The organism is Kribbella speibonae (genome assembly GCF_004331375.1).
In the GTDB taxonomy this organism is placed as follows: domain Bacteria; phylum Actinomycetota; class Actinomycetes; order Propionibacteriales; family Kribbellaceae; genus Kribbella; species Kribbella sindirgiensis.
Map to the genome: position 1 here is coordinate 577508 of NZ_SJKC01000003.1, position 25472 is coordinate 602979.

Here is a 25472-nt window from a genome sequence, read left to right on the forward strand (position 1 = left end):
TTGGAGGGGGAACTCCTATGAAATTACAGCGTTGTGCGCTCGCGTTGGCCTCGGTCGGCCTGCTCGGCGCCGCGGTGGCTTCGACCCCGGCGGCCGCTTCCGGCCAGGCCGACCCGAAGCCGTATCTCTCGAAGCAGTCCGGACCGCTGTCGGCGAAGGCCGCCGGCCCCTGCATCAGCGCAGTGGGCGTGCCGACCGCCGCGGGCACCATGCAGGAGATCGACGCGACCCCGTCGACACCGCCGACGCCGCCGCGGGCGGACATTTACGAGACGTTCCCGTTCGTCGGCACCCGGCTGGACGCGACCTGGTACTTCGCGACCAACGCCTCGCAGACCCAGTTCTACTACTACGGCCTGCTGATCCAGGGCACGAGCCTCTACCGGCACACGACGTACCTGCCGGCCGACTCGACCCAGCCGCCGGTGCCGACCTTCAAGAGGGTCGGGTCGGGCTGGGGCAGCTTCAAGTCGATCGCCACGTCGAACTACAGCGTCGCGACGCCGCGGCACGCGTACCTCTACGGCCTGAACACCAACAACAGCCTGTACCGGTACCAGATCGTCGGCGCCGGCTTCAAGGCGCTCGGCCCGATCCCGGGCTTCCGCGGTTTCAAGACGATGACGGTGATCAGCGAGTCCGCGACGTACGACACGTTGCTGATGACAACGGCCGCCGGTGCGCTCTGGACGGCGCACATCCCGATCGCGGCCGGGGCCAAGCCGGTGATGAAGCTGATCCGTTCCTCGGGCTTCGGGCAGTACGAGTCCCTGATCGCGCAGAGCTGCGGCACCCGTGGCGGCACGCTGCTCGTCGCGGTCGACCACGACACGGACACCGGCAACCAGTACGCCATGAGCCACGCGAACGGCACCGCGACCGCGGTCACGAACTACGGTCCGATCCCCGGCGCCGTCTTCAACGGCGTCGATCACGTGTCGCTCACCTCGCATTACTTCCAGCTGGTCGGCGAGTAATCACCTAGCAATTCGAGCTGGCCGAGGCCTTGTGCCTCGGCCAGCTTTCGTTTGTCAGCGGGCGAGCGGCCAGTACCGGGCGGCGGCCGGGGCTTGGATCTGCCAGGCGGGTGGGGTGGTCGGGTAGATGCGGGTGCTGAGGACGCGGCCTGCGCTGGTGAAGAGTTCCAGGATCGAGCCGTCGAGGATGATGCGCGCGGCTGGGCGGTCCGATGCGGGGTCGAAAGCATCCGTGACCTGCATGCGTCCGCCCTGCGCGTGGTCGTCGCGGCTCGCCTGGCTGCGGTCGATCGTCAGGGTGTCGGCGTCCAGTTCGATCACCACACGTTCCTGTTCGCTGAAGTGGATGACGACCTGCCCGGAGCCTTCTGGTACGACGATTTCGCACTGAGCGCCGGTCGACGCGCCGTCGGCGGGTGAGCCGGCGCCGCCGCGCAGCGTGTCGACCGTCGGCACGGGGGCGCTGCGGAGTGATGAGTCCGGGCCGAGCCACACGACGCGCGGCAGCGAGATGACTCCCGCCCAGTCGGTCCAGCCCGCAGGGTCGCGTCCCTCGGTCAGCCAGCCGAAGAGCAGCGGCCCGAACCGGCTGTCTCGCAAGGCGGAGGCCGCGTAGAAGTTGGTCCCGTGATCGACGCGCCGCGGGACCACAGGGGCGTCGACGTCGAACGACAGCACCTCGGCGGGGCCGCCCTCCGGCGACCACGACGCGACCACCGCGATCCGGCGGCCGTCGATCGTGAGCATCTGCGGACACTCCCACGCGGCACCGGTGTCGTGGCCGTCCAGGACGCCGCGGGGCAGTTCGGCCAGCGGACCGGCGTACGTCCAGTTCTCGAGGTCGGTCGAGCGGTACGACGGGATACTCGCCCCGCGGTCGACGTACCCGGCGCCGACGACCATCCACCAGGTGCCGTTCTCCCACCAGACAAAGGGATCGCGGAACATGATCGCGGGGTCGGACGGATCCGGAACCACCTGGTGGGGCGGCCCGAACGACGTACCGCCGTCATCGGACACGGCGGTCAGCACCGACTGGTACGGGCGTCCCTCGATGTTGCCCGAATAGAACGCGCGGACCCGTCCGTTGTCGAGGACCGTGTTGCCGGACCAGCAGCCGTCGGTGTCCGGCCCGCCCGGCCGCGGCGCCATCGCGGGCCGGTGCAGGGTCCAGCGCACATAGTCGGTCGAGGTCGCGTGCCCCCATTCGACCGGCACGTGCATGTCCAGGACGGGCCGCGATTGGAAGTACAGGTGTACGTCGTCGCCCACCTCGATCGGCCCGTTCGGATCGTTGAGGTAACCGCGCGGCGGCCGGACGTGGAACGCGGGGCGGAGGTGTGCGGTCGTGTGGGTATGGGCCTGGACCTGGGTCAACGGGATGCTCCTGCCGTGATGCCTGCGATGAAGTACCTCTGGGCGAAGATGAACAGCACGACGCTCGGCAGGATCGCCAGGACGACGCCGGCCAGCACGACCGAGATCGATCCGGTGCCGAGGTTCCCCTGCAGACCGACGAGTCCGAGCGGCAGGGTGAAGTTGTCCTGCGACTGCAGGAAGATCAGCGGCCGGTAGAACTCCGCCCAGAAACCGGAGAAGTTCAGGATCGCGAGCGTCGCGATCGCCGGACCGGCCATCTTGGCGTAGATCATCAGGAACGTCTGGAAGTGACTGGCGCCGTCGATTCTTGCCGCCTCGCCCAGTTCGCGAGGCATCTGCATGAAGTACTGGCGCATCAGGAACGTCCCGAACGCGCTGCCGAGGGCCGAGACCACCAGTGACAACGGGCTGTCGGAGAGTCCGAGGTACCGGATGATCACGAACACCGGGATGATGATCGTCTGCAGCGGCACCATCATGGTGGCCAGGAAGATCCCGAAGATCACCGAGCGCCCCGGGAAGCTGATCATCGCGAACGCGTACCCGGACAGCGTGCAGGTGATGGTCTGGCCGACCACGATCAGCCCGGTGACGACGACGCTGTTGACGAAGAACCGGCCGATCGGGATCCGGTCGAAGACCGCGCTGTAGTTGGAGAAATCGGGGTGCAGCGGGAACCACTGCGGCGGGTTGCTGAACGCCTCGGCCGGTGTCCGCAGCGAGGTCGTGACGGTCCACAACAACGGGCCGAGGGCAATCATCGCGGCGATCACCAGTACGGCGACGCCGCTGATCCGGCCGATCCGGGCCAGCGTTCCGGTGGATTCTGTCATTGGTAGAACACCAGCTTTCGTGCCGCGAGGAACTGCAGCCCGGTGATGACCAAGATCGCCGCCAGCAAGACGATCGCGATCGCCGAGCCGTACCCGAACTGCAGGTTCTGGAAGCCCTTCTGGTACATCGAGATCGTCACCGTCGTGGTCGCCGATCCCGGGCCGCCCTTGGTCATGATGTACGGCTGGTCGAACAGCTGCATCGCGTTGATCAGGGCCACCACCGCGGCGAACAGGATCGTCGGGCTGATCAACGGGATCTTGATCCGGAACAGCGTCCGGAACGCACCGGCGCCGTCGATCTGCGCGGCCTCCAGGACGTCGGTGGGGACCGACATCAGCGAGGCGACGAACAGCACGAACGTGAACCCGATCTGCTGCCACACCGCGATCAGCACGATCGTCGCGGCCGCCCCGAACCCGCTGGTCAGCCACGGCACGTTCGGGATGCCGAGCAGGCCGAGGTAGTAGTTCACGACCCCGAACTTGTAGTCGAACAGATAGCCCATGAAGATCGACACGGCCGCCGTCGACGCGAGCAGCGGCAGGTAGAACGCCGTGCGGAACAGCGTCCGTACCCAGACCAGCTTGCGCTGGTTGACCAGGACGGCGAGCCCGAGACCGATGGTCAGCTGCAGCACGACGATCGCGAGCGCCATCCCCAGCGTGACGCCGAACGACTTCAGCACCGGCCCGTCGGTGAACAGCCGCCGGTAGTTCTCCAGCCCGACGTACTCCGGTGTCGAGATGACGTCCCAGGAGAAGAACGACAGCCCCAGCGAGGCGACGATCGGGATCGCGGTGAAGACCGCGACGAACAGCACCGACAGGCCGATCATCGCGAACCCGAACCGCGCCTCGCCGTGCGACGACGGGTGACCGCGCCGCTTCTTCACGACGGCTTCCCGCACCTCCGCGGTGACAGCGGACATCAGCTCGCTCCTGCCGCCTTCTCGAGGTCGGACTGCAACCCGTCCAGCGCCGCCTTCGCGTTCCCGGACGAGATCGCCTGGGTGGTGCGCTGGTTCAGCGCGGTCGCGAGCGCGTTGTAGTACGGCGGGGCCGGGATCGGGGCCGTGTCCGGATGCTTGGTCAGCGTGTCGTAGAAGACCGACCAGTGCTTCGGGCCGGTCTTCGCGTACCGCGCGGCCGTCACCAGGGACTTGCGGCCGGGCGTCGTCACGTTGCCCGGGAAGACCAGGTCGAACGTCTCCGGCTTCACCAGCAGTTTCAGGACCTCCCAGGCCAGGTCCTTCTTCTTCGACGACTTGAAGATCGCGTACCCGCCGGCGCCGAACAGGTGCCGCTGGCTCTTCCACTTCGGGAACATCGTGACGTCGAAGCTGCCGTTCTTCATCCCGGCGTTGGTCAGGCCGCCGGCCCAGAACCCGCCGCCGATCGACATCCCGATCCGGTTCGACGCGAACAGCCCCTGCAGCGTGCCGCCACCGCCGACGTCGGGCGACGGCGAGAGCCCCTTCTTGGTCAGCTCGATCATGTAGTTCAGCGCCTCGACGGTGGCATCGGAGTTCGCGGTCGGTGCGCCCCATTTCCAGCCGCCCTTGCGGCCGGCGGCAGCAGCGTCACCGGCGTACGCCTTGTTCCACAGCCAGTCGCCGCCGTCGTACTTGCCCTCCTCGAGCAGGTTGGCGTTGTTCGCGTACATGAACGACGTCCAGCTGCCCCACAGTCGGACCACCCAGCCGAAGGCGTTGATGCCCTTGAACTTGGCGATCTTGGTGGCCGCGGTCTCGAAGTCGTCGAGGGTCCAGTCCGCGCTCGGCGGTACGACGCCGGCGCGCTGGAAGAGCTCCGTGCTGTAGAACATGTTCCCGGCGTTGAAGCTGTCCGGGAGCTCCCACAGGTGGCCCTGGTACATCATCGACTCGACGAGGGCCGGGTGGATGTCGGCGAAGTACTCCTTCAGCGCGTCCAGGTCCTTGGTGACGTAGTCGTCGAGCGGGACCGCCAGTTCCTTCGACGCCATCAGCTGGAGGCCTTCGGTGGCGACGCTGATGATGTCCGGCGGGGTGCCGGCGGCGATCTGGGTCAGCACCTTGGCCAGGAAGTCGTTCCAGTCGGTGCCGTTGATCGCGGAGATCTCGAACTTGATGGTCGCGTCGAGTTTGGCGATCTGCGGCTGCAACCGGTTCTGCAGCTGGGTCGCCTGCGCCTGCTCGCCGAAGTACAGCATCTTCAGCGACTTCGACGAGCCGCCGCCGTCCTTGCTGCAGGCGGCCAGGTCGGCCAGCGCGGCCAGGCTGAGACCACCGGCTCCGGCCTTCAGGAGCGTACGGCGGGCGAGCGAGCCACCGGGCGGATGAATACCTGTCATGGGGGTTTCCTCCTTGCACCCAATACGTATTGACTCGGGACCGTAGCAGTGGCTTAGAGTGGGGTCAATACGTATTGGCCGAATCTGTGATAGTTGTTGGCGGCAGTGCTCACCGTGGAGGGGGACCGATGCCGAGGAAGCCGGCCGACGGGCCGAAGCGCGTCACGATGACCGATGTCGCGCGGCGTGCGGGGGTGTCCCAGCCGACCGTCTCGTTCGTGCTCAACGACCGCCGAGACGTCGCGGTCGCCGAGGAAACCAGGCGGCGCGTGCTCCAGGCCGCGGCCGAGCTCGACTTCGTCCCGAACCGGGCAGCCCAGCTGTTGCGGTCGAACAAGTCGTTCACCGTCGGCGTCGTGACCAGCGGGATCGTCTCCCAGCCGTACGCCGGTCTGATCGTGCTCGGCCTGCAACAGGTCGTCCAGCCGGCGGGCTACGTGTGCATGGTCGTCGACACGACCGACGACCCGGGGCAGGGTGACGACGCGGTGGCCAGCCTGGTCGGCCAAGGGGTCGCCGCGATCGTGTACGCGTCGCTCGCGCCCAAGCCGCTGCACCGCAGCCCGCGGCTCGACGGGATCCGGACGATCTTCGTCAACTGCTGGCCCGAGGAGGGGCCCGCGGAAACGATCCTGCTGGCCGACGAGTATGCCGGTGGGCGCGCCGCGGCGGCGTCCGTCTTCGACCGCGGGCATCGCGACGTAGCGTTCCTCGGCGGTATGCGCAACGACTACGCCTGCAAGGAGCGCCGGCGCGGATTCGACGACGCGGCACGAGCGGCGGGGCTACGTCCGGCCGACCTCGTGCACCGGTACGGCACCTACCAGATCGGGAACGGGTACGACCTGGCGACCGAGGTGATCACCGAGCATGCCCCGACGGCTCTGGTCTGCGGGAACGACCGGATGGCGATCGGCGCGCTGCTCGCCCTGCATGCGCTCGGGCTCGAATGCCCGCGAGACCTCAGCATCGTCGGTTTCGACGACCAGCCCGATGTCGCGGATCAGGTCCGGCCGGGTCTGACCACCGCCGCGCTGCCGCACCTGATGCTGGGCCGACGGGCCGGCGAGCTCCTGCTGGCCGGTCCGGACGGCGCGCCCGAGCGGGTGATCGTCGACTGCGAGCTGATCGAGCGGGAATCGGTCGGCGATCCGCCACGCCGGCGCCGACGGGGGACCGCGAAATGATTCACTGGCGGCCGTCATCGGGCTTCGTCGGTGATGTGATCCCGTTCAGTCATGCCGGGCGGATCTGGTTGTTCTACTTGCTGGACGAGCGTCCCGAGGACCCGACCGCGGGAGCGAGCGGGATGCCGTGGGCGTTGGTGTCCACCACGGACTTCGTGGAATACACGGACCACGGCGTCGTACTGCCGGCCGGGGATCGGGATGCGGCCGATTTCGACTGCTACACGGGCAGTGTGGTTGCCGATGGGTCTCGGTTGCACCTGTTCTACACCGGCCACAATCCGCGGCTTGGCGATGAGGACGGCTCGTTTCAGGTGGTCTGTCACGCGGTCAGTGACGGCGATCCGACGCAGTGGACCAAGCAACCCTCACTCACTTTCGGCGCGCCCGCCGGTTTTGTGCCGCAGGACTGGCGGGATCCGTTCGTCTACCGGACCGGAGCCGATCAGCCGTGGCAGATGGTCCTGGCCGCACGGTACGTCGATGCGCCCGATCGCCGGTGTGGTGTCGTCGCGCGCTTGACGTCGACCGACCTGGAGCAGTGGACTCTCGCGGAGCCGTTGTGGGAGCCGCACCGGTTCGTCACGCAGGAATGCCCGGACGTGTTTCAGTGGGGCGACTGGTGGTACTTGGTGTACTCCGAGTTCACTGACGCGTTCCAGACGCGCTACCGGATCGCGCGCGGGCCTTCTGGTCCGTGGTTGGCGCCGGGGCGGGACACCGTTGACGGGCGGGCGTTCTACGCGGCGAAGTCGGTGTCGTTCCAGGGGCGCCGGTTCTTCATCGGCTGGATCCCCACGAAACAAGGGGATTCCGATGCCGGGCGGTGGCAGTGGGCGGGTGATCTCGCCGTACTCGAAGCACATCAGGAGGACGACGGGACGCTGGCGTTCGGTCTCCCCGCGGAGGTTGTGGCGGCGTATTCCGACGTACAGCAGGTGAAGCTCGACGTCGAGCCGGCGGTCGACCGGTACGCCGCTTGGATCGGTGACGCCGTTCCCGAGGACTGCCTGATCACCCTGACCGTCGACGTCGACGCAGGAACGCAGGCGTTCGGCTTGCTGTTACACGCCAGCGCGGACGGCGAGCACGCCACCGCCGTACGCCTCGAACCGCAACGCCACCGCATAGTCCTCGACACCTGGCCCCGCGGCCGAACCGGCCCCGCCCAATGGCAAGTCGACGGCGACGTCCCGCACGCCGTAGAACTCGAACGCCCCTGCCCCCTCCCACCCGGCCGCCACACCATCCAAGTCCTACTCAACGGCACCACCGCCCACGCAGTCGTCAACAACCAAGTCGCCCTAACCTTCCGCCGCTACAACCTGGGCCCAGGCCACCTAGGCCTCTTCGTCACCGACGGCACCGCAAACCTCGTAGAACTCACAGCCTCACGCCCAACGCTGTAGAGAAAAGACAAGGAAAGAGATTCAGAGTGGTGGCCGGCTTCACCGGTCGGGCGGAGGCTTGACTGGGCGCCGGACTTGGGGAGAGTTATGCGCCGAATCGGGTAGAAGATCCTCCCCAACCTCGCCTGCCCCGCTCCGGCTGCCGAGGTCAGTCAAACTTCCAGTTGATCGCTGAAGCCAGCCGCCACTCCAAGATCTCTTCTTTCTCTGTTCTTCTTCTTTGTTCTACTCCTTGCCGACCTACTCGATACCTCTGTTGGCCCGGTGGGTGGGTTAGGTTGCGGGGGCCTCGTCCGCCCGGGTTTGTGGAGGTTCTTGTGCGTCGTTTGTCTGTTGGGGTTTGTGTTCTTGCTCTTGTGGGGTTGGCTGTTGTGCAGCCGGGGAGTGCGCAGGCTGCTGCTGGGCCGAGTAGTGTGCGGCGGGTCGGGGTCGAGGACTTTGCCGACCCCGGGTTCGCGCACTTCGGGTCGAAGTACTACCTGTTCCGGACCGGCGCGGGGTACGGCGCGCGCTGGACGACGAGCGGTGGTTGGTCGGCGGTGCACAAGTCGATGGCGGCGATCCCGGCGTGGGTCGATCACAGTAAGCCGCTGCTCTGGGCGCCCGAGGTGTTCCAGAGCTCGGACAGTCGTGGCGCGTTGTACGTCATGTACTTCACCGGCGAGTCCGCGTCCCGGCACGTGCACTGCATCGGCGTCGCGACCTCGCGCCATCCGGCCGGGAACTACACGCCGGGTTCCAAGCCGGTCGTCTGTTCGCCGTGGGTCTCGCGCGGGTACGAGGCGATCGACCCGGCGGCGTACCGGGCCAAGGACGGCAAGCGGTACCTGATCTACAAGAGCGACTACCGCAACGCGTCCGGCTTCCAGATCCGCGCGGTCCAGATGGACACGCAGACAGGGACCCGCGTGGTCGGCAAGAGCATCGCCAAGATCGTCAGCTCGACCCGGATCGAGGGCCCGTCGGTGATCGCGCACGGCGGCAAGGTGTGGCTGTTCGCCTCCCGGGGCGACTACATCAACTGCTCCTACAACACCGACGTGTGGTCCGCGAACACCTTCTGGGGCGGCCGGTTCACCCGCGTCAAGACCCTGATGACCACCAGGTCCACCCGCCTCTGCGGACCGGGCGGCGCCACCGTCATCAACGTCGGCGGTACGACGCGCATCGCGTTCCACGCGTACGTCGACGCGAACCACAACGGCGTGAAGGACTCGAACAAGCGCCAGGCCTACACCGGCGTAGTCAAGTGGACCTCGAAGGGGATCCCTTACCTCGCCTGACGCCACGGCGTTCTCACGATCGGCCGGAGATCTTCCGGTTGAGGGAGAACAGCCGACCCAGGACGGGCATCAGGACGATGTTCAGGCCGTGCAGGACCGCGATGATCAGCAGGATCCCGCCGATCCGGCCGGCCTCGAAGCCGGCCTGTGAGGCCGTGACGACGATGCTCCACGTCTCCCGGGGCTGGAAGCTGACGGTGAACAGGATGTACGCGGTGAAGATCAGGTAGTACACGATGTCGGTCAGCACGATGTAGCTCTTACCGGTCTGCGGGTTGTCGTGGAACACGTCGGCGGCGTACGCGCGGCCGAACCGTTTGATGAACGGGCCGAGCCACAGCGCCAGGCCGATCAGCAGTACGTCGGTGAACAGCTCCAGGACCCACCAGTCCAGCAGCAGGTCTCCGGTTCCCGTCCGCGGCGTGAAGATCAGGACGGTTGCTGTCAGCAACAAGACGGCGAGGGTCAGGGTGGCGGTGCTGCGGACGATCCGGCGCCGGCGGATCCGGTCGTCGGCGATGCTGCCGAGCACCCGGTCGAACAGGTCCGGTGCCGGTGGTCGCGCGGCCGCCGGATCCAGCGCGTCGTACAGCCGGCGTTCGACCTCGGAGGGCTCGCCGGGAGTTTCGGGGCGTCGTGTCATCCCTTGACCTCCAGAACAGTCTTCAGCGACCGCAGGCCGCGTTGTAGGTGGGTCTTCACCGAGTTGGGCGACAGGCCGAGCGTCCCGGCGATGTCGCCGACGGAGAGTTCGAGGTAGTACCGCAGTACGACGCAGTCGCGTTGCCGGCGGGGTAGCGCGCGGAGGGCCGCGATGACCTCACGGCGACTCTCGTCGGCAGCCGCGTGGTCCTCGGCCGACCGGTCGTCGGGGTCGGCCGGCAGGCGGTGCCGGAGCGACACCAGACCGCGACGGTTGTGGTCCCGGGCGAGGTTGATGACGATCGAGCGCAGGTACGCCGCAGCGCGGTCGGGATCGTTGATCCGGTGCTGGCTCCGGGCCAGCCGGAGGAACGCTTCCTGGACCAGGTCCTCGGCCGCGGTCCGGTCGTCGACGAACCAGCGCGCCAGTTGCACCAGGCGTGCCGCTTCCGCCTGGAACAGCGCGACCACGAGCGCGTCGGCGTCCCGCCGGACGCCGCCGACCGGTAGGTCCGCAGCCGCACCCATAGCCCCCATCACCTCTACGGACGGGTGAGCGGGCGAACCGGGTGACAAGGCAAGGAATGTTCTTCCGCTGTCACCCGTTCCGCGGCGCTTCGCCGTCTGTCGTTGTGATCCGTGCATTCAGCATCGGCCATCGAGGGGGAGTCATGACAGGTCTCAGGGTTTTCATCACGACGGCAGTTCTCGCGGTCTCCGCAATCGCCACCGCGCCCGCGGCGGTAGCGCACTCCGAGGTGGTGACGGCGTACGGCGCGCTCAGTGACCTGGCCCCGGCCGCGGCGGGTCCGCTCGACGGTGCCCGGGCTGTGCTCGTGATGGTGGCCGGCGACGGGCACACCGACGTACGACTGCAGGTGCAAGGGATCGACCGCTCGGAGGCGGGCCGGACGTTCGGTGCTCACCTGCACGTGGGTCCCTGTGTCGCCGGTGACGGCGCGGCGGCCGGACCGCACTACAACACCGACGCCCTGGCCGGGCGGGTACCACCGCGCGTGGACGAGACGACCGAGGTCTGGCTCGACTTCACCGTCACGGCAGGCGGAACCGGTCACGCGTACGCCGGGGTTCCGTTCGTGCCCGCGCCGGGCGAGCGCGCGATCGTGATCCACCAGAACCCGACCGACGACCACGGTGCAGCCGGCCCGCGGCTGGCCTGCTTGCCGGTGTCATGGTGAGCCTGCTGCGATCAGCCGCGGCCGGCTTCGGGCTCGGGGTCGTGTGGGGAGCCGCGGCCCGGGTCTGGATGCGGCTGATCTCGACCGATCCGGGATTCAGCTGGTCCGGTACCGGCTTCATCCTCGCGCTGACCGGCACCTCCGGTCTTGTCCTCGGAATCCTGTACGGCGTACGTCGCGCCGGCCGATCACGCTGGTGGCGTGTGCTCGCCGTACTCTGCCTGGTCACTTTCGCCGGACCGGGCCTCGTCCTGCTGCCCGCGTTCGCTCTCGGTGGTCTGCTCTATCTCCACCACCCATGGGCGCGTGTCACCGGCCTGGCCGGCATCGGACTCGGCGAACTCGGACTGTGGCTCCTGGACGGCGGCCAGCCGATCAACCCCTGGTACCACTACGGCGGCTTCCTCGTCCTGTCCCTGACCCTCGCCGCAGGCGCTGCGGAGCTCTACCGCCCCCGCACGATCCGCAGCATCCCGAAGCAACCTCAGTTCGCGGTGAGCTGACAATGGTGTGATGACTATCGAAGCGGTTGTGTGATGGGGGTTCTCGACAAGTTCTCGTTGGCGGGGCGGACGGCGCTCGTGACGGGTGGGTATCGCGGGCTCGGGCGTGCGTTTGCGGCTGGGTTGGCCGAGGCTGGGGCCGATGTGGTGATCGGGGCTCGTGACGTCGTGGCTTCGCGGCAGGTGGCCGAAGGGCTGGCGGAGGAGACCGGGCGGACGGTTGTCGGTGTCGGCCTCGACGTGAACGACCGGGAGTCCGGCAGGGCTGCGATCCAGGCGGCGGTGGACGCGACCGGGCGGTTCGACATCCTGGTCAACAACGCCGGGGCGTGCGTTCACCGGCCGGCGCTCGACGTGCCCGACGACGAATGGGACAGCGTCTTCGCGACGAACGTCGACGGCCTGTGGAAGCTCAGTCAGGAGGCGGCGCGGCACTTCACGACGGTCGGCGGCGGCACCATCGTCAACATCGGGTCGATCTCCGCACAGATCGTGAACCGTCCCCAGTGGCAGCCGGCGTACAACGCCTCCAAGGCCGCGGTCCATCAGCTGACCAAGTCCCTGGCCGCGGAGTGGGCGCCGTTGAACATTCGCGTGAACGCCGTCGCGCCAGGTTACGTGAAGACCGAGATGGCGCCGGTCGACGAGCCCCAGTTCAAGGCGCGCTGGATCGACGACGCTCCGATGCAGCGCTACGCCGTACCGGAAGAGATCGCGCCGACCGTCGTCTTTCTCGCCTCACCGGCCTCGAGTTTCATGACCGGTTCAGTGGTGGTGATCGACGGCGGCTACACCCTCCACTAGCGGTATCGGTCGAGGAATGCGGTGAGTTCCGCGAGGTACGCCGTGCGGTTGTCCCGGCGTACCGAGTGTCCGGCGCCGGCGATCTGCGCCGCGCGGAACTCACCGGCGGCCGCTTCGGCGCAGCGTTCGGCGTACTCGGCGGAGATCAGTGAGCCGCGGTCGGTGTCCCCGTGGATCAGCAGGACCGGGCACGTGATCTCGGCCAGCAGGCCGGTCAGCGGGCCGGCGTCGCGGAACGTCAGATCGAACAGCCGCGGGTTGACCTGTGCCTTCGACACGCCCCAGGGTTCGAGTTCGTCGTCGGCCCAGCCGGGGTCGTTGGATCGGCCTTGGGCGATCCGTGCAGGCAGATCGAGTCCGCGGAGATCCGCGAGCCAGCTCGGCTCGGACCACGGTTCGTCGAGCCGGTCGCCAGGCGATCCGGGCGGCGGGTCTTCCAGTACGACCGCACGGACCAGGTCCGGGCGCGATGCGGCCAGATGGGCGGCCGCCATCGCACCCATCGAGTGACCGACCACGACGACGCCGCCGTCCCGGGGCTGGTCCGACAGCACGAGGGCGGCATCGTCGCGGTGAGCTTCATAGCGGATCGGTTCGTCCGGAAGCCCCGACTCCCCGTGCCCGCGGGCATCGATCGCGAGCGCCCGAACCCCGGGCATCTCACGGATCAGTGGCTCCCAGCACTGCGCGGAGTCCGAAAAGCCGTGCAGGAACGCGACCTCGGCCTCCGCCTCATCGGTCCGGTACCACGCCAGATGAGCGGTCCTGCCTCGCACACTGAACATGGTTCCGGACCCTAGCGCGCGCTACAGCCGCAATCGCACGCCGGGTGGCAGGGCTTGCGGGGCGTGGCGCAGACCTGGTGCGGATGGAGGACCGGGCCGACGCCTGGCGCCGCCTGACTGCGGGCCAGGCGCAGCAAGGATTCCGCGGCGAGGCGGGCGTTCTCGCCGGTCGCGGACATCCGTGCGGCGATCATCCCGGCGACGAGAGGTGCGGAGAACGACGTACCGCTCCAGCTGGCCAGCCCTTCGAAATGCAGAACCTTGTGCGGAACGGGATCCTCGAAACACTCGTAGTCGCCGACAGCGAAGGCGTTCACCAGATCCACGCCCGGCGCGTAGACGTCGACCCAACCGCCGTAGTTGGAGAACCAGGCGCGGCTGTTGCCGTCCGCGGAGAGCGCACCGACGCCTACCACCCACGAGTACGCCGCGGGGAACGTCGGCTTGTACGTCGTGTCGTTGCCGGCCGGCGCGACGATGACGACGTTCAGGTGCCGCAAACGCCTGTCGTAGAAGGTGTTGAAGGTGAGCAGCGGCCGATGGAAGCGCGTGAAACCGTCGAACTCGCAGACGATGACCTCCGCGCCGCAGTCCATCAACTCGTTCATCTTCTGGATGATCTCGTGCTCGTACGCCATCCCGGCGTACGGCCGGTTGTCGATGTACTCCGCCTTCTTGACGTGAACCATCGCCTTCGGCGCCACGACGCGCACACACCCGGCGACGAACGTCCCGTGGCACGCGTACGGCTTGATGCGTCCAGTGCCCGCCATGAACGGGTCCTCGGTCTCGCCGGTGACCCCCGCCATCCACGGCCACACCTGCACACCGTCGACCAGGCCCCCGTCGACGACACCGACGAACACGTCGCGACCGTCCCATCCGCGCGTTCCGCAACAGATCCCGGTGCTCACTGGCGGTTCCGGGCTCGCCGCGTTGCCTGGTACGCAGTCCGGCTCGGTGGCGGGACAGGGGTGGCCGTTGCCGCAGTACGCGAGCCCATGGTCCGGTGACCCTTTGTTGGGGCCGACCCGCCGATCCAGCTCGGCCAGAACGCTCGGCACCGACAGCGGATCGTCGTCCTTGTACCGCCCGTCGTACTCGCCGCCGAACTCGGAGCCGCCGAGCATCCCGGGCCGTCCCTCGCTCACCCGGCGGAAGTCCCGGCCGTAGCGCCAGACCAGGGCGGTGACGCCGTCGATCACCGGCAGTACGTCGATGGCGACGGGTTCGGGAATGATCGGGCTGCGCGTCTCCTCCGGTGTCGCGTCGTCCCGGAGCGTGTTGTAGACCAGGTCCGCGTCGTCCGCGCGGACGAGGATCGTGTCCCGGCGGTAGAAGTAGTCGACGTACCCCACTTCTTCCCAGTTGTCCGGATACACGGCCGTCGTGCCGTGCCACTGCTCCGGCCCGCGTTCGCCCCCGTCCTCCAGGATCAGGCGCAGTGCGTCCCTGAGGCGTTGGTCTGCTGGCATTTCGTCCCCCTAGTTGGTCAGAAACCTTCCAAAAACAAGGTGGTACGGCGTATTACGATCGGGAGAGGGGAGGGGGCAGTCTTGGATGCCGACGAGTTGCATGCGCTCGCACTGTCGCGGCCTGCCGACGCCCTGAGGATCGCCCGCCAGGTCCTCGCGAACTCCCCGTCCGACGCTGACGCCGCGGCCGCCCACAAAGCGGCGGGAGTCGTCCATCGCGACTTCGGTGACATCGACGAGGCGGTGATCGAACTCAAGGCGGCGTACCGGCATGCGCGCAAGGCCGCGGATCCCGACGGCGAGGCGGACATCCTGGCGAGTCTCGGCGTGGCGCTGGTGATGGCCGGCCAGACACGACGTGGCCTGTCCGTGCTCGACTCGATCGTCCCGGGCCGGACCGGGGCGCTCGCGGGCCGCATCCTGATCCGCCGGATCTGGGTGCGTGGAGCGCTGCTCGGCCGGTACGCCGAAGCGCTCGCCGACGCCGAACAGGCGGTCGAGTTGCTGACCGACACCGGTGACCTGATGTGGGAGGCGCGGGCGCTGACCCATCGGGCGATGGTGCTGCTCGCGATGGGCGCGATCGAGCGCGCCGACGTCGACTACGCCCGCAGCGAGGAGCTGTTCGCGAAGTGCGGTCAACAGGTCGAGTACGCCGATACCCGGCAGGCGCGTGGTGCCGCGGCCTTCGCTCGCGGTGACCTGCCGACGGCGTTGCTGTACCTCGACGACGCGCAACGGGTGGTCGACGAGCTCGGGGTCCTGGAGCCGGACCTGTTCGCCAACAAGTGCGTGGTGTTGCTGGCGGCCGGCCTGACCCGTGACGCACTCACGGAGATCAACAGTGCGCTGGAGCGGTTCGAGCACCAGCGCGGCTCGACAGCACGACGCGCGGAGTTGCTGTACTGCGCCGGACTGGCAGCCCACGCCGCAGGTGCTCTGGAGCTGGCCGAGAGCCGTAGTCGCGCCGCCATGAAGCTGTTCCGCCGCCAGCAGCGTCCGTGGTGGGCGGCGCGTGCTGAGCTCGTGTTGCTGCAGTCGCGCTACGCGGCTGGTGAACGTACGGCGCGGTTGCTGCACGCCGGCCAACGACTCAGCGCCGAGCTCGACGGACTCGACGCGGACCTCGCGACCGAGGCGCATCTGCTGACTGGCAGGCTCGCTCTCGCCCGTTCCGAGTCCGCCGAGGCGCGACGCCACCTGAGCATCGCGGCGGCCGCCCGGAACCGCGGCCTGCGAGCGCGCGGCGCCGGCTGGCTCGCCCAGGCCACGCTCCATCACAGCGACGGCCGGGCGCGCGCGATGCTGGCCGCCTGCCGGCAGGGCCTGAGCCTCATCGAGGTCTACGTGCACACCCTCGGCGCCACGGAACTTCGCGTCCTCGCCACCGCCCAGGGCGCCGAACTCGCCGCGATCGCGCTGCGGTACGCCGTCCAGCGGGGCAACGCCCGCCAAGTCCTCGAGTGGAGCGAACGCTGGCGCTCCACAGTGCTCGCGATCCCGCCGGTCCGGCCGCAGGAGGACGACGGCCTGGTCGCGGACCTCACGGCGCTGCGCAGCCTGACCTACCGGCTGGAGACCAGCTACGACCATCGGCGCGGACCCACCCCGTTGCATCGCGAACGCCGACGCCTGGAAGCCGCCGTACGCCGCAGAGTTCTGGTGACACCCGGCACCATCGGCGACCGGCCCGACCAATTCCGCAGCGCAGACCTGCTGGCTCATCTCGGGGACCGCAGCCTGATCGAGCTCGCCGACGTCGACGACCAGCTGTACGCGATCACGGCGGCGCGCGGCCGGGTCCACCTCGAGTCGATCGGCCCGACCCAGGAGGCGACGCGCCGGCTGTCGCACGCGTTGTTCGCGCTGCGGCGTGAAGCGACCGGACGTGGCGAGGACCGGCTCGACCTGGACGCCATCGGAGCCCGGCTGGAGACGGCACTCCTGGGCGACGTCGGCAAGCATCTGGCCGACGGCCCGGTGGTCGTCGTACCGACCGGTCGGCTGCATGCGGTCCCGTGGAGTCTGCTGCCGTCGTTGCGGCATCGGCCGACTTCGGTGGCCCCGTCGGCGGCCGCGTGGCTGCGCGCCCGGAGCGCCGTACCGCCGGCGACCGAGCGGGTCGTGCTGATCGGTGGCCCGCAGCTGTCGACCGGACCGGAGGAGGTGCGACGACTGTCCGAGCTGTACCCGGACGCGGTGGTGCTCACCGAGGGCGATGCGACGGCGGAAGCAGTCCTGGAAGCGATGGACGGGGCTTCGTTGGTGCATGTCGCGGCGCACGGAACGTTCCGCGCGGACAGTCCGCTGTTCTCCTCGCTGCAAGTGGATGACGGGCCGCTCACGGTGTACGACCTCGAACGGCTGGATCGCGCGCCGCACCGAGTCGTGCTGTCGAGTTGCAGCTCCGCGCTCGGCGGCCCCAGTGGCGCGGACGAGTTGCTGGGCCTGGTCAGTGCGCTGGTGGCACTCGGGTCGTCCGGCGTGGTGGCCAGCGTCGTACCGGTCAACGATCCGGCGACGGTGCCGCTGATGCTCGGACTGCACGGGAGGCTGCGGGCCGGTGATGATCTCGCCGAAGCACTTGCCCAGGCACGGGTGTCGGCCGGAGACGACCGGCCGGCGCGCACGGCCGGACAGTCCTTCATCGCGCTCGGGGCTTGACTCATAGCCGGACCCAGTCGGTGACCACCCGGCCGGTCGCCGTGTCGCAGCGCAACCGGACCGAGTCGGCAGGCAGCGACGGCAGCTCGAAGAAGCCGGACTCGTCGGCGCTGACGGTGTACTCCGTGCCGTCCGGGTTCTCGACGTGGATCTCGCCCGGGCCGGGCGGCAGGATCTGGCCGACCACTTCGTCCTGGTTCACCTCCAGCTCCATCGACAGCGGAGTGGAGGTGAACACCAGCAAGCGCGTCTGCCCGGGTTCGGCCCGGGTCGCGGCCGTCGCATCGAGCGAGGAGTCGAAGGTCAGACTCGCCTGCAGGAGGTCCTCGTCGATCGTCCGCCAGGACAGCACGCCCTCGGCCTGCGCGGCGATCGCCTCCGCCAACGGTCGCGTGGCACGGACGGCCTCGGCGAGATCCTCGAAGAGGCGATCGTCGTCATCCCAGCGTCGCCGCGTCATGGTGATCACCTCCTGACGGCTCGGATCGCTCGGCGGATTCGACGTACGCCCGGACCCGCGGAGACCTGCGGAGCCGTTCGAGCGCGCGTGAGCGGGTGGGGCCGATGCTGCCCGCCGGGATCCCGGTGCGCTCGGTGATCTCGGCGTACGACGGCCGCGGATCCTCGAGCAGCAGCAACAGCAGATCGCGCTGCCGGTGCGGCAGCTCGGCCAGCCCGGCCAGCAGCGCCTCGTGCCGCTCGGCCCGGAACAGACCTTCCTCGGGTTCCTCGAGGTCCGCCGCGATCGCCTGGAACGCGGGATCCAGCGGGTCGTCGGGGCGCAGTCGGCGGCCGGACGACAGGTACCGGAGCGCCTCGCGGCGGGCGGTCGTGATGATCCAGCCCGGCATCGCCCGCGGTTCCTGCAGGCTGTCCAGGTGCCCGACGAGCCGCAGCCACACGGTCTGCGCGACGTCCTCGGTCTCGCTCTGCGTCAGCCGGAACTGCCGGATGACGGAGACGAGCAACGGTGCGTATCTGCTCACGAGTTCGCTCCACGCCTGCTGATCGCCATCGGCCGCGGCGGCCACCAGGGCGGCGACCGGTGAGACTTCCTCTTCCATTCCGGCCCCCTCGATGCCGAGTCCTACTGAACGGACCGCGGCGGAGGGCCTGCAGATACATGCCAATCCCGCGTCAGACCGGTAGCTCTGCGTAGGCCGAGGCAGGCAGCAGCCTCAGGCCGGTGTGCAGAGTCACCAACTCCTGGAGCGCGTACCGCGCGGAGCGCCTGAAATCGAAGCCGTGCGCACCGAGGGACACCTCGACGGAGCAAGCGCCTGGACTCAGCCCGATCAGCAGGCCGCGCTGGACGGTCAGCAGAACGCTTTCGAGCGTGAAGAGCACGGTGAGGTCGAAGGTGATCGTGTACGGAGCCTGCCCGTCGACGATGACGTCCACCTCTGGGTGATGGACGGACGAGATCTCGTGGTCGGCCAAGGTGACGTACTCCGGCGGCCCGGTGCCTGTGAGGGTGGCGCTCGCTGCCTCCTGGAGGTCGCGATGCGTCCGCCAGGCCCACAGGATCGAATCACCCAGGTCGTGATCGAAGGTCGCTGTCAGGGCGTGGGCCACCGGAGCCGACACCAGTCGGCCGGCCGAACCAAGATGCGGCACCAGTTCGAGCACGTTGCTCCTGGCGAGCAGGCCGTTCAGCTCGACAGAGGTGTCCCGGCCGGTCTGGCCGAAGTGCGAGGCGATGGTGACTCGGTGGCTACTGGTGTTCATCGGTCTTCTCCTGCAGGTACTGGCGCCCGCGATCGAGGCGAGCCTCGACGCGGATCCGGTGTGCGGGGCCGGACTCGTGGATCCGCGACGCGCCCGGAGTCAGCCGCCCTTCCGCACGAACTTGAGGCATCGGATCGATGCGCGGTTTCGGTCCACGTCGGTGCTGGAAGGCGCCGGCCGCCCCGACCGCCACGGCGGCCGTCACGAGCAGCAGCGGCACCAGCCACGACGGCCAGGTCCATTCGTCCGCTGCGAGCCGCACCGTGACCGTCGTACCTGTTGGGACGAGCTCCCCGGCGCGCGGCTGCTGGCTGACGACGTGACGCTCGCCGCCCGACGCATCACTTCCACGGATCAGCTCGAGGATCAGCTCGACGTCCTCGATCGCGCCGCGGGCCTCGGGCTCGCTGCGGTCGAGCAGGTCGGGAACCGGTACGAGTTTCGGCTTCGGCGCGCGGGTGACGTCGACGGTGACGACGGTGCCGACGTCGGCCTCGGTACCGGCCCGCGGACTCTGGTTCAGGACGATCCCTGGAGCGTTCCCTGGGCGGACGACCCGAGATCGGAACTTCAGCCGGGCGGCCCCGATCGCCTGCTGGGCGGTGGATTCGAGACGACCGACGACGTCCGGCACCACGGTGCGGACCACGACGGGCGGTGGTGTTGGCGGCGGTGTTGTTGTTGGCGTTGTTGTTGGTGTTGTGATGGGCGCCCGGCGGATGTCGGCTGTCACCTTCGTACCGCGGTCGACCAGCTCACCTGGTTGCGGTTGCTGGCTGACCACACGCCCGGGGCGCTTGCCGTCCTTGAGGATCCGTTGCGCGTAGACGAGCCCGGCTGCCTTGACCATCGCCGCGGCGTCGGTCTCGGTGTGCTCGATCAGATTCGGTACCGGCACGAGATCCGGCTGGACGGGCTCGGCGAGGATCACCGTGACCGCTCGGCCGAACACCACGTAGCCGCCGGCGCCAGGTCGCTGCTGGCGGACGGTCCAGTCGGCAGCTGCGTCGGAAGGCGACGTACGGACCAAGAGGCCCAGTTGCGTCACGGTCTCCTCGGCGACGCGCAACGTCTTCCTGGTGAGATCAGGCATCACCACGCCGAGCGAGAGCGCGACCAGCGATATGCCACCGTCGGGGTCGCTTTCGGTGCGGGTCTGCTGCGCGGCGACGACGACGGCTTGTTCATCGACGCCGGCGGTTTTGACGTTCGCAACCGTGCAGTTGTAGCCGGCGGCTTGCAGAGTTGCTGCTGCCATCGCCAATGACTGGCCGCGTACGGCGGGAGCAGGGTCCGACGGCGTGAGGGCCCAGTCGTCGGTGCAGGTCGCCTGCGAGACGCCGGCGGCGGTGATTCCGCCGGACAGCAGCGTCGCGGCCGCAAGGGCTGCGGCGGCGATCAGATACTTGGCCCGATAGGTGCTCACACTGGTCTGACCGGGCCGTCCGCCCGGTTGATACCCGATTCCCTTCACGTGGATGCAACCAACTTCGCTCTCGGAGGCGTGTCTAACCCGGTATCGAGAAGGGGAGATCAGATGAGTGATCGGGACGCGGCGTTCGAGGCGTACTTCGCGGCACGTTCCGACGCCATGCGCGGCACGGCGTACCTGCTGTGCGGCGACTGGCATCGTGCGGAAGACCTGGTGCAGCAGACCTTCACCAAGCTCTACCTGGCGTGGCGCCGGATCCAGCGGCAAGAGGCGATGGACAACTACACCAGGCAGACACTCATCCGGACGTTCCTGTCCGAGCGGCGCCGGGGGTGGTTCCGGCACGAGTCGGTCGAGGCCCCGACGGCCGACCGGGCAGCGCCCGGGGCCGACCTGGCCGACGAACGGCTCATGTTGCTGGAGGCCCTGGTCAAGGTGCCGCCGAGGCAACGCGCCGTCCTGGTCCTTCGGTACTGGGAGGACCAGTCCGTCGAGCAGACGGCTGCGCTCCTCGACTGCTCGGCCGGAAATGTCAAGAGCCAGGCCTCGCGCGGGTTGGCGACGCTGCGCGGTCTGCTGGAAGAGGAGAAGGTTCGATGAAGGAAGAGGATCTCAACGAGGCACTGCGTGACGTGATCGTGCGCAGCACTCCACCTCCGTCGATGGATCCCGCGCACACCCTCGACCGGGCGCGCCGGGCGCGCAAGCGGCGCAGGGCGGCGTGGGGCGGGGTCGCGGCCGGAGTGCTGGTGGTTGGCGTCGGGGCCGGTCCCGCACTGGTCGCGAACATCACCGGTCCCCGATCGGTCGGCCAGATGGTGGCAGGCGGCCCGGGTACGCCGTCGGCATCCCCGTCGGCATCCACCCCGCCGGTCTCCACCATGGCGCCGACGACCGCGCCGAAGACCCGGAAGACCGGTGACCCGTGGCCGGAGGGCCAGGTGGACCGTACGGCGTCCGCAGGTCCGCGCGCGGACCGGTCCGTGAAGCTGATGAACGACCTGAGCTCGTCAGTGCCGGCGGGATTCACCACGCCGAACCTGAAGGACTCCGACGGTCACTCGTTGAGGTGGCCGCAGACCCAGTACGCCTCCAACGACGGGGAGCCGGACTACTGGGAGTACATGGCCACCATCCCGGTGCAGAAGGACAACCGGTTCGGCCAGCTGCTGGTGCTGTCGACCACGCCCAACGGAAAACCGGCGGCGGATCCCTGCACCCTGGCGAAGGGTTTCTGGGGCGGGACGGGCACCTGCGCCGTAGTGGACGTCAACGGCAAGAAGGTCGGCGTAGTGACCGCCAAGAATGGCAGCAGCTACGACCAGTGGGCGACGTACCGCTACGACGACGGCACCGTCGTACACGTCGCCCAAGCCAAGAAGGCCGACCGCACCGACCGGCCGCCGCTGACCCAACCGATCTTCACCGCCCGCCAACTGGCCGAACAGGTGATCTCCCCGAAGTTCAAGATCAGCAGCTGACATCCTGCGGGCACGGTGTGGTTAGGCTAACCTAATCAGAATCGCCGGACCGTGCCCGGAGGAGTGACGCGATGCCGAAGCAGATCCCGATGATGGTGACCGTGGCCGGGGTACGCAGACTGACGCCGCGGATGGCTCGCGTCACCGTGGCCGGCGACGAACTGCGGGGATTCCAGTACGTCGGCCCCGATCAACTCGCCCGGCTCTTCCTGCCGAACGCCTCCGGCGAACTCACGCTTCCGGTCACCGACTCGTGGTGGCCCGAGATGTGTGCGATGCCGGAGGCGGTCCGCCCGGTTCTGCGCAACTACACGGTCCGCCGCCTCGATCCGGAGGCGGCCGAGCTCGACCTCGACTTCGTACTGCACGGATCGGGGGAGCATGCGGGGCCCGGTTCGTCGTGGGCCGAGAACGCGCAGGTCGGCGACAAGATCGGCGTACTCAGCGACGGCGCCGACTACCAGCCGCCCCCCGACACCACGTGGCAGCTGCTGATCGCCGACGAATCAGCACTCCCCGCGGTCGCCGCGATCCTCGACCAGGCCCCGACCGGTCAGCACATCATCGCCCTACTGGAAGTAACCGACGAAACAGACGAACTCCCACTGCCCACCTCGCCGGACATCACAGTCCGCTGGATCCACCGCGGCACCGGCCCCCGCAACAAGCCAGTCCTAGCAGCCCTCCACGAACTAGACCTCCCAGAAGGCACGCCATACATCTGGGCAGCCGGCGAATCCACCCTCGCCACCACCACCCGCCGCCACCTGGTCAAACAACGAGGCATCCCCAAAGACCGCATCTACTTCTGCGGCTACTGGCGCGAGGCCCCCTCGTGATCTCTACGTGTCTCGGGATGCCCTGTCCAGTTCGTGTTCCAGGGGTGCTGCGAGGTACCGATCCAGGGCGAGTGCCGCCGAGGCATGCGGCCAGTTGAAGGCGCGGCTGCCTTCGTAGTACCGGACGCTCGCTTCGCGCCCGACCAGCTCGCGGTGCCGCCCGCGGATCGCGTCGATGCAGGCCTCGATCTCGTCGGGAGTGCCCAGCCTGCCCCGGATGATGGTCTCGGCCGGCGCGACCAGGCTCATGATCAAGGGGATGACCCGGCCGAGATCCCGCGCCCGGGCCTGCCGGAGTTGCCGCAACGCCTCGGTGTCCTCGTCCGGATAGAGGTCGCGCTGCAAGGCGCCGGACGGGAGCAGGCCGGCCTCGACGGCCCGCCGGAGCAACGCATCGTCCGTGCAGGTCGCCTTGACGCAGCCGACCTGTCCGCAATCACAGCGGTACTCCGATCCCGGTACGACGAGGTGGGACACGAGCCCGCCGGCATCTGGACCGTCCCAGACCAGTTCGCCGCCGCGCATCTGCGCCACCCGGATCGATCGTCCGACGAGCACCGTCAGTACGTCATCACCGGCGCCGTCCCACCAATAGTGCTCGACGGCCAGCGCTCGAACGTTGGGCTCCAGGTGCACCGGGAGCTGCAGTCGTTCACGAAGACCGGCCCGCAGTTCGTCGCGATCGACGTCCGCCACCAGTGGGGGCGGCTGTCCGTGGTGGACCTCGGCCCACGGCGTCGTCACCCCGATACCGAGTACGGCGGCGGCACCCGCTTCGGTCACGACGTCGTCGACCAGTCGAGCCGCCTCCTCGATCCGCTCGTGCTGGTTGCGCCCCTTGGCCGGTGCCGTCCGCCACGCAGTCCGCTCGCCGCGGAGAGTGAAGGCCCCGCAGGAGGTACTTTCCGGGTGCAGATGGGCGCCGACCACCAGCCGTTGCTTGTCGGGCAGGTCGAGCGGTACGACGGGGCGCCCGGCGCCCTGGGGCCGCAGCCGCGCCGACTCGGTCAGGGCTCCGAGCTCGATCAGCTCGGTCACGGCCTTCGTGATCGTGGTGAACGTGACGCCGGTCGCGGCCGCGAGTCCTTTGCGGCCGAGCGGGCCTTGGCGGACGATCGCGCGCATGATCGCTGAGGCCGTCGCGTTCCGCTGACGCACCATGAGCTCGGTCCGTGCCGCGCCAGAAGCCACTGTTCAATACTAGGACAAGGGCCGCTTCACGCAGGCTGCTCGGCCCGTGCGGGAGGTGGCACCGGACCCTGCAGCAGCGGGTCGTCGGTGTCGATCATCCACCGGTCGAGGCGCCGCGCCAGACCGGCCTGAATCGTCGCCGTGGCCGGATCGCCGGCCAGGTTGTTCCGTTCGTGCGGGTCGAACGTCAGGTCGTGCAACCGGACGCGCGGCACCGGCTGGTCCGCCCAGCCGGCGTTCACCCAGAGCGTTTTGCTCTCCGAGGCGTCCACGTTGCTGAGGTTCGGCCGGTTCTGGTCGTCGAACGACCGGATGTACAGCCACTGCTCGGTGCGGATCGCCCGCTGTGGTTGATACGCGGCGTGATAGGTGACCTCGGCAAACGTCTCGTCCCGTACCGATCGCCCTTCGATCGTCGGCAGCAAGGACTGGCCCTGCAACCAGTCCGGCTCGTCGATACCGAGCAGCGCGCACAGGGTCGGGAACACGTCGACCTGACTGACCAGCGAGTCGACCGCGAGGCCGCCCGGGAGTCCGGGTGCGCGCAGCATCATCATCACGCCGGTCCCGGTCGCACCGAGGGTGCACTTCATCCCTGGCATCGCCAGGCCGTGGTCGGTGGTGACTAGTACGACGGTGTTGTCGGACAACCCCTCCTCTCGCAACGTGTCGAGCACAGCTCCCAGAGCCTGGTCGACCTGTGCCGCGGCCGCATGGAACGACGCCATGTCCCGACGCGTGACGGCCGCGTCCGGCATGGTCGGTGCCGGCGCGGTCCACCGTTCGTCGCCCCCGGCGTGTCCGAAGAGCCAGTCCGCGGACTTCATGGTGTGCGTTTCCAGCAGACCGACCGAGAGGAAGAACGGCTGTTCGTGGCGGCGTCGTAGATAGCTCACTGCGGCTTCACGGCGGGCCGGCGCCAACACATCGGCGGTCGGCACCTCTTCGTGGTACCCGATCGTCTTCGTCGACGCGCCGGCGCCGCTGGCCTCGTGCTGTACGCCGACCAGCGCGGAGGTGTAACCGTGCCGGTGCAAGGTGTGGACCAGGTGCTGGTCGTAGTTGCGCAGGCTGTGTCCGCGATGTGCGAGACCCAGCATCCCCGCGCTGTGCGCCCACTGCCCGGTGAGAAGCCCGGCCCGGCTCGGCGAGCAGGTTGGCGCGACCGAGTGCGCGTTCCGGAACACCACCGATTCCTCGGCGAACGCCTGCAACCGCGGCGTACGGATCGGCGCACCGTAGGGCTCGATGTATCTCCCGGTGTCGTGCGTGTGGAAGTAGACGATGTTCGGTCGCCGCATGGCGAAGGTTCCTCCTGGCGGGAA

General features: G+C 68.6%; 25 protein-coding genes. 11 read left to right on the forward strand and 14 right to left on the reverse strand.

The window, feature by feature from the left end; all coding sequences use genetic code 11:
- Positions 1 to 17 precede the first annotated feature (17 nt).
- Positions 18 to 977 (forward strand): hypothetical protein, encoded by a 960-nt coding sequence (locus E0H92_RS24035; RefSeq protein WP_131497784.1) that lies wholly within the window; start codon positions 18 to 20, stop codon positions 975 to 977.
- A gap of 54 nt (positions 978 to 1031) precedes the next feature.
- On the opposite strand, the gene E0H92_RS24045 is transcribed toward E0H92_RS24035, so the two are convergent.
- Genes E0H92_RS24045 through E0H92_RS24060 form a run of 4 tightly spaced genes read right to left on the reverse strand, consistent with a single transcriptional unit; the run spans position 1032 to position 5525 of the window.
- Positions 1032 to 2354, reverse strand: a complete 1323-nt coding sequence (locus E0H92_RS24045) for a glycoside hydrolase family 32 protein (RefSeq protein WP_165549936.1) — start codon at positions 2352 to 2354, stop codon at positions 1032 to 1034.
- Positions 2351 to 3190 carry a carbohydrate ABC transporter permease gene (locus E0H92_RS24050; RefSeq protein WP_131497786.1) on the reverse strand — a complete coding sequence of 280 codons (840 nt, stop codon included), beginning with the start codon at positions 3188 to 3190 and terminating at the stop codon, positions 2351 to 2353. The genes E0H92_RS24045 and E0H92_RS24050 overlap by 4 nt, the downstream gene beginning before the upstream one ends.
- The gene (locus E0H92_RS24055; protein ID WP_238173568.1) at positions 3187 to 4122 is read right to left on the reverse strand and encodes a carbohydrate ABC transporter permease; all 936 of its coding nucleotides are present in this window, start codon (positions 4120 to 4122) and stop codon (positions 3187 to 3189) included. Before E0H92_RS24055 ends, E0H92_RS24050 begins: the two co-directional genes overlap by 4 nt.
- Positions 4122 to 5525 (reverse strand): ABC transporter substrate-binding protein, encoded by a 1404-nt coding sequence (locus tag E0H92_RS24060; RefSeq protein WP_131497787.1) that lies wholly within the window; start codon positions 5523 to 5525, stop codon positions 4122 to 4124. Before E0H92_RS24060 ends, E0H92_RS24055 begins: the two co-directional genes overlap by 1 nt.
- Before the next feature lie 128 nt (positions 5526 to 5653).
- On the opposite strand from E0H92_RS24060, the gene E0H92_RS24065 reads away from it, so the two are divergent.
- From E0H92_RS24065 to E0H92_RS24075, 3 genes are all read left to right on the forward strand, one after another.
- Positions 5654 to 6712, forward strand: a complete 1059-nt coding sequence (locus E0H92_RS24065) for a LacI family DNA-binding transcriptional regulator (RefSeq protein ID WP_131497788.1) — start codon at positions 5654 to 5656, stop codon at positions 6710 to 6712.
- Positions 6709 to 8121, forward strand: a complete 1413-nt coding sequence (locus tag E0H92_RS24070) for a glycoside hydrolase family 32 protein (RefSeq protein ID WP_131497789.1) — start codon at positions 6709 to 6711, stop codon at positions 8119 to 8121. Before E0H92_RS24065 ends, E0H92_RS24070 begins: the two co-directional genes overlap by 4 nt.
- A 371-nt stretch (positions 8122 to 8492) precedes the next feature.
- Positions 8493 to 9404: a family 43 glycosylhydrolase gene (locus tag E0H92_RS24075; protein WP_238173625.1), complete on the forward strand. Its 912-nt coding sequence runs from the start codon at positions 8493 to 8495 to the stop codon at positions 9402 to 9404.
- A 13-nt stretch (positions 9405 to 9417) separates the two neighbouring features.
- Here E0H92_RS24075 and E0H92_RS24080 read toward each other — a convergent pair whose 3' ends face one another.
- Positions 9418 to 10047 carry a hypothetical protein gene (locus E0H92_RS24080; RefSeq protein WP_131497791.1) on the reverse strand — a complete coding sequence of 210 codons (630 nt, stop codon included), beginning with the start codon at positions 10045 to 10047 and terminating at the stop codon, positions 9418 to 9420.
- Complete coding sequence (locus E0H92_RS24085; RefSeq protein ID WP_131497792.1) at positions 10044 to 10574, reverse strand: RNA polymerase sigma factor; 531 nt, start codon at positions 10572 to 10574, stop codon at positions 10044 to 10046. The genes E0H92_RS24080 and E0H92_RS24085 overlap by 4 nt, the downstream gene beginning before the upstream one ends.
- Before the next feature lie 143 nt (positions 10575 to 10717).
- Here E0H92_RS24085 and E0H92_RS24090 point away from each other — a divergent pair, with 143 nt between their 5' ends.
- Genes E0H92_RS24090 through E0H92_RS24100 form a run of 3 tightly spaced genes read left to right on the forward strand, consistent with a single transcriptional unit; the run spans position 10718 to position 12552 of the window.
- A complete protein-coding gene (locus E0H92_RS24090; protein WP_165549940.1) occupies positions 10718 to 11245 on the forward strand; it encodes a superoxide dismutase family protein in 528 nt (175 codons plus the stop codon).
- A complete protein-coding gene (locus E0H92_RS24095; RefSeq protein ID WP_131497794.1) occupies positions 11242 to 11748 on the forward strand; it encodes a hypothetical protein in 507 nt (168 codons plus the stop codon). Before E0H92_RS24090 ends, E0H92_RS24095 begins: the two co-directional genes overlap by 4 nt.
- Before the next feature lie 33 nt (positions 11749 to 11781).
- The gene (locus E0H92_RS24100; RefSeq protein WP_131460058.1) at positions 11782 to 12552 is read left to right on the forward strand and encodes an SDR family NAD(P)-dependent oxidoreductase; all 771 of its coding nucleotides are present in this window, start codon (positions 11782 to 11784) and stop codon (positions 12550 to 12552) included.
- Here E0H92_RS24100 and E0H92_RS24105 read toward each other — a convergent pair.
- Together E0H92_RS24105 and E0H92_RS24110 are read right to left on the reverse strand one after the other, a co-directional pair.
- Complete coding sequence (locus E0H92_RS24105) at positions 12549 to 13337, reverse strand: alpha/beta fold hydrolase (protein ID WP_131497795.1); 789 nt, start codon at positions 13335 to 13337, stop codon at positions 12549 to 12551. The genes E0H92_RS24100 and E0H92_RS24105 overlap by 4 nt on opposite strands.
- Positions 13338 to 13348: 11 nt before the next feature.
- Entirely contained in the window at positions 13349 to 14812 is a 1464-nt protein-coding gene (locus tag E0H92_RS24110) for a S8 family peptidase (protein WP_131497796.1), read from the reverse strand.
- Between the two features lie 81 nt (positions 14813 to 14893).
- Here E0H92_RS24110 and E0H92_RS24115 point away from each other — a divergent pair, with 81 nt between their 5' ends.
- Positions 14894 to 17476: a CHAT domain-containing protein gene (locus E0H92_RS24115; protein ID WP_131497797.1), complete on the forward strand. Its 2583-nt coding sequence runs from the start codon at positions 14894 to 14896 to the stop codon at positions 17474 to 17476.
- 1 nt (position 17477) lies between these two features.
- Here the strand turns inward: E0H92_RS24115 and E0H92_RS24120 are convergent, their stop codons facing one another.
- The 4 genes from E0H92_RS24120 to E0H92_RS24135 all read right to left on the reverse strand — a co-directional run bounded on the left by E0H92_RS24120 (position 17478) and on the right by E0H92_RS24135 (position 20630).
- Positions 17478 to 17936: a hypothetical protein gene (locus tag E0H92_RS24120; protein WP_131460054.1), complete on the reverse strand. Its 459-nt coding sequence runs from the start codon at positions 17934 to 17936 to the stop codon at positions 17478 to 17480.
- Positions 17914 to 18540 (reverse strand): RNA polymerase sigma factor, encoded by a 627-nt coding sequence (locus E0H92_RS24125; RefSeq protein WP_131460053.1) that lies wholly within the window; start codon positions 18538 to 18540, stop codon positions 17914 to 17916. Before E0H92_RS24125 ends, E0H92_RS24120 begins: the two co-directional genes overlap by 23 nt.
- 73 nt (positions 18541 to 18613) lie before the next feature.
- Complete coding sequence (locus tag E0H92_RS24130) at positions 18614 to 19204, reverse strand: hypothetical protein (RefSeq protein ID WP_131497798.1); 591 nt, start codon at positions 19202 to 19204, stop codon at positions 18614 to 18616.
- Positions 19191 to 20630: a PASTA domain-containing protein gene (locus E0H92_RS24135; RefSeq protein ID WP_165549942.1), complete on the reverse strand. Its 1440-nt coding sequence runs from the start codon at positions 20628 to 20630 to the stop codon at positions 19191 to 19193. Before E0H92_RS24135 ends, E0H92_RS24130 begins: the two co-directional genes overlap by 14 nt.
- Before the next feature lie 111 nt (positions 20631 to 20741).
- Between E0H92_RS24135 and E0H92_RS24140 the strand changes: the two genes are divergently transcribed.
- The 3 genes from E0H92_RS24140 (at position 20742) to E0H92_RS24145 (ending at position 22956) form a co-directional block, all read left to right on the forward strand.
- Positions 20742 to 21236: a SigE family RNA polymerase sigma factor gene (locus E0H92_RS24140; protein ID WP_131460050.1), complete on the forward strand. Its 495-nt coding sequence runs from the start codon at positions 20742 to 20744 to the stop codon at positions 21234 to 21236.
- Complete coding sequence (locus tag E0H92_RS44255) at positions 21233 to 22117, forward strand: hypothetical protein (RefSeq protein WP_165549943.1); 885 nt, start codon at positions 21233 to 21235, stop codon at positions 22115 to 22117. Before E0H92_RS24140 ends, E0H92_RS44255 begins: the two co-directional genes overlap by 4 nt.
- Positions 22118 to 22188: 71 nt before the next feature.
- Positions 22189 to 22956, forward strand: a complete 768-nt coding sequence (locus E0H92_RS24145; protein ID WP_131497800.1) for a siderophore-interacting protein — start codon at positions 22189 to 22191, stop codon at positions 22954 to 22956.
- A gap of 3 nt (positions 22957 to 22959) precedes the next feature.
- Here E0H92_RS24145 and E0H92_RS24150 read toward each other — a convergent pair whose 3' ends face one another.
- The gene (locus E0H92_RS24150) at positions 22960 to 24147 is read right to left on the reverse strand and encodes an ROK family protein (RefSeq protein WP_131497801.1); all 1188 of its coding nucleotides are present in this window, start codon (positions 24145 to 24147) and stop codon (positions 22960 to 22962) included.
- A 26-nt stretch (positions 24148 to 24173) separates the two neighbouring features.
- A complete protein-coding gene (locus tag E0H92_RS24155) occupies positions 24174 to 25448 on the reverse strand; it encodes a sulfatase family protein (protein WP_131497802.1) in 1275 nt (424 codons plus the stop codon).
- Positions 25449 to 25472: the final 24 nt, after the last annotated feature.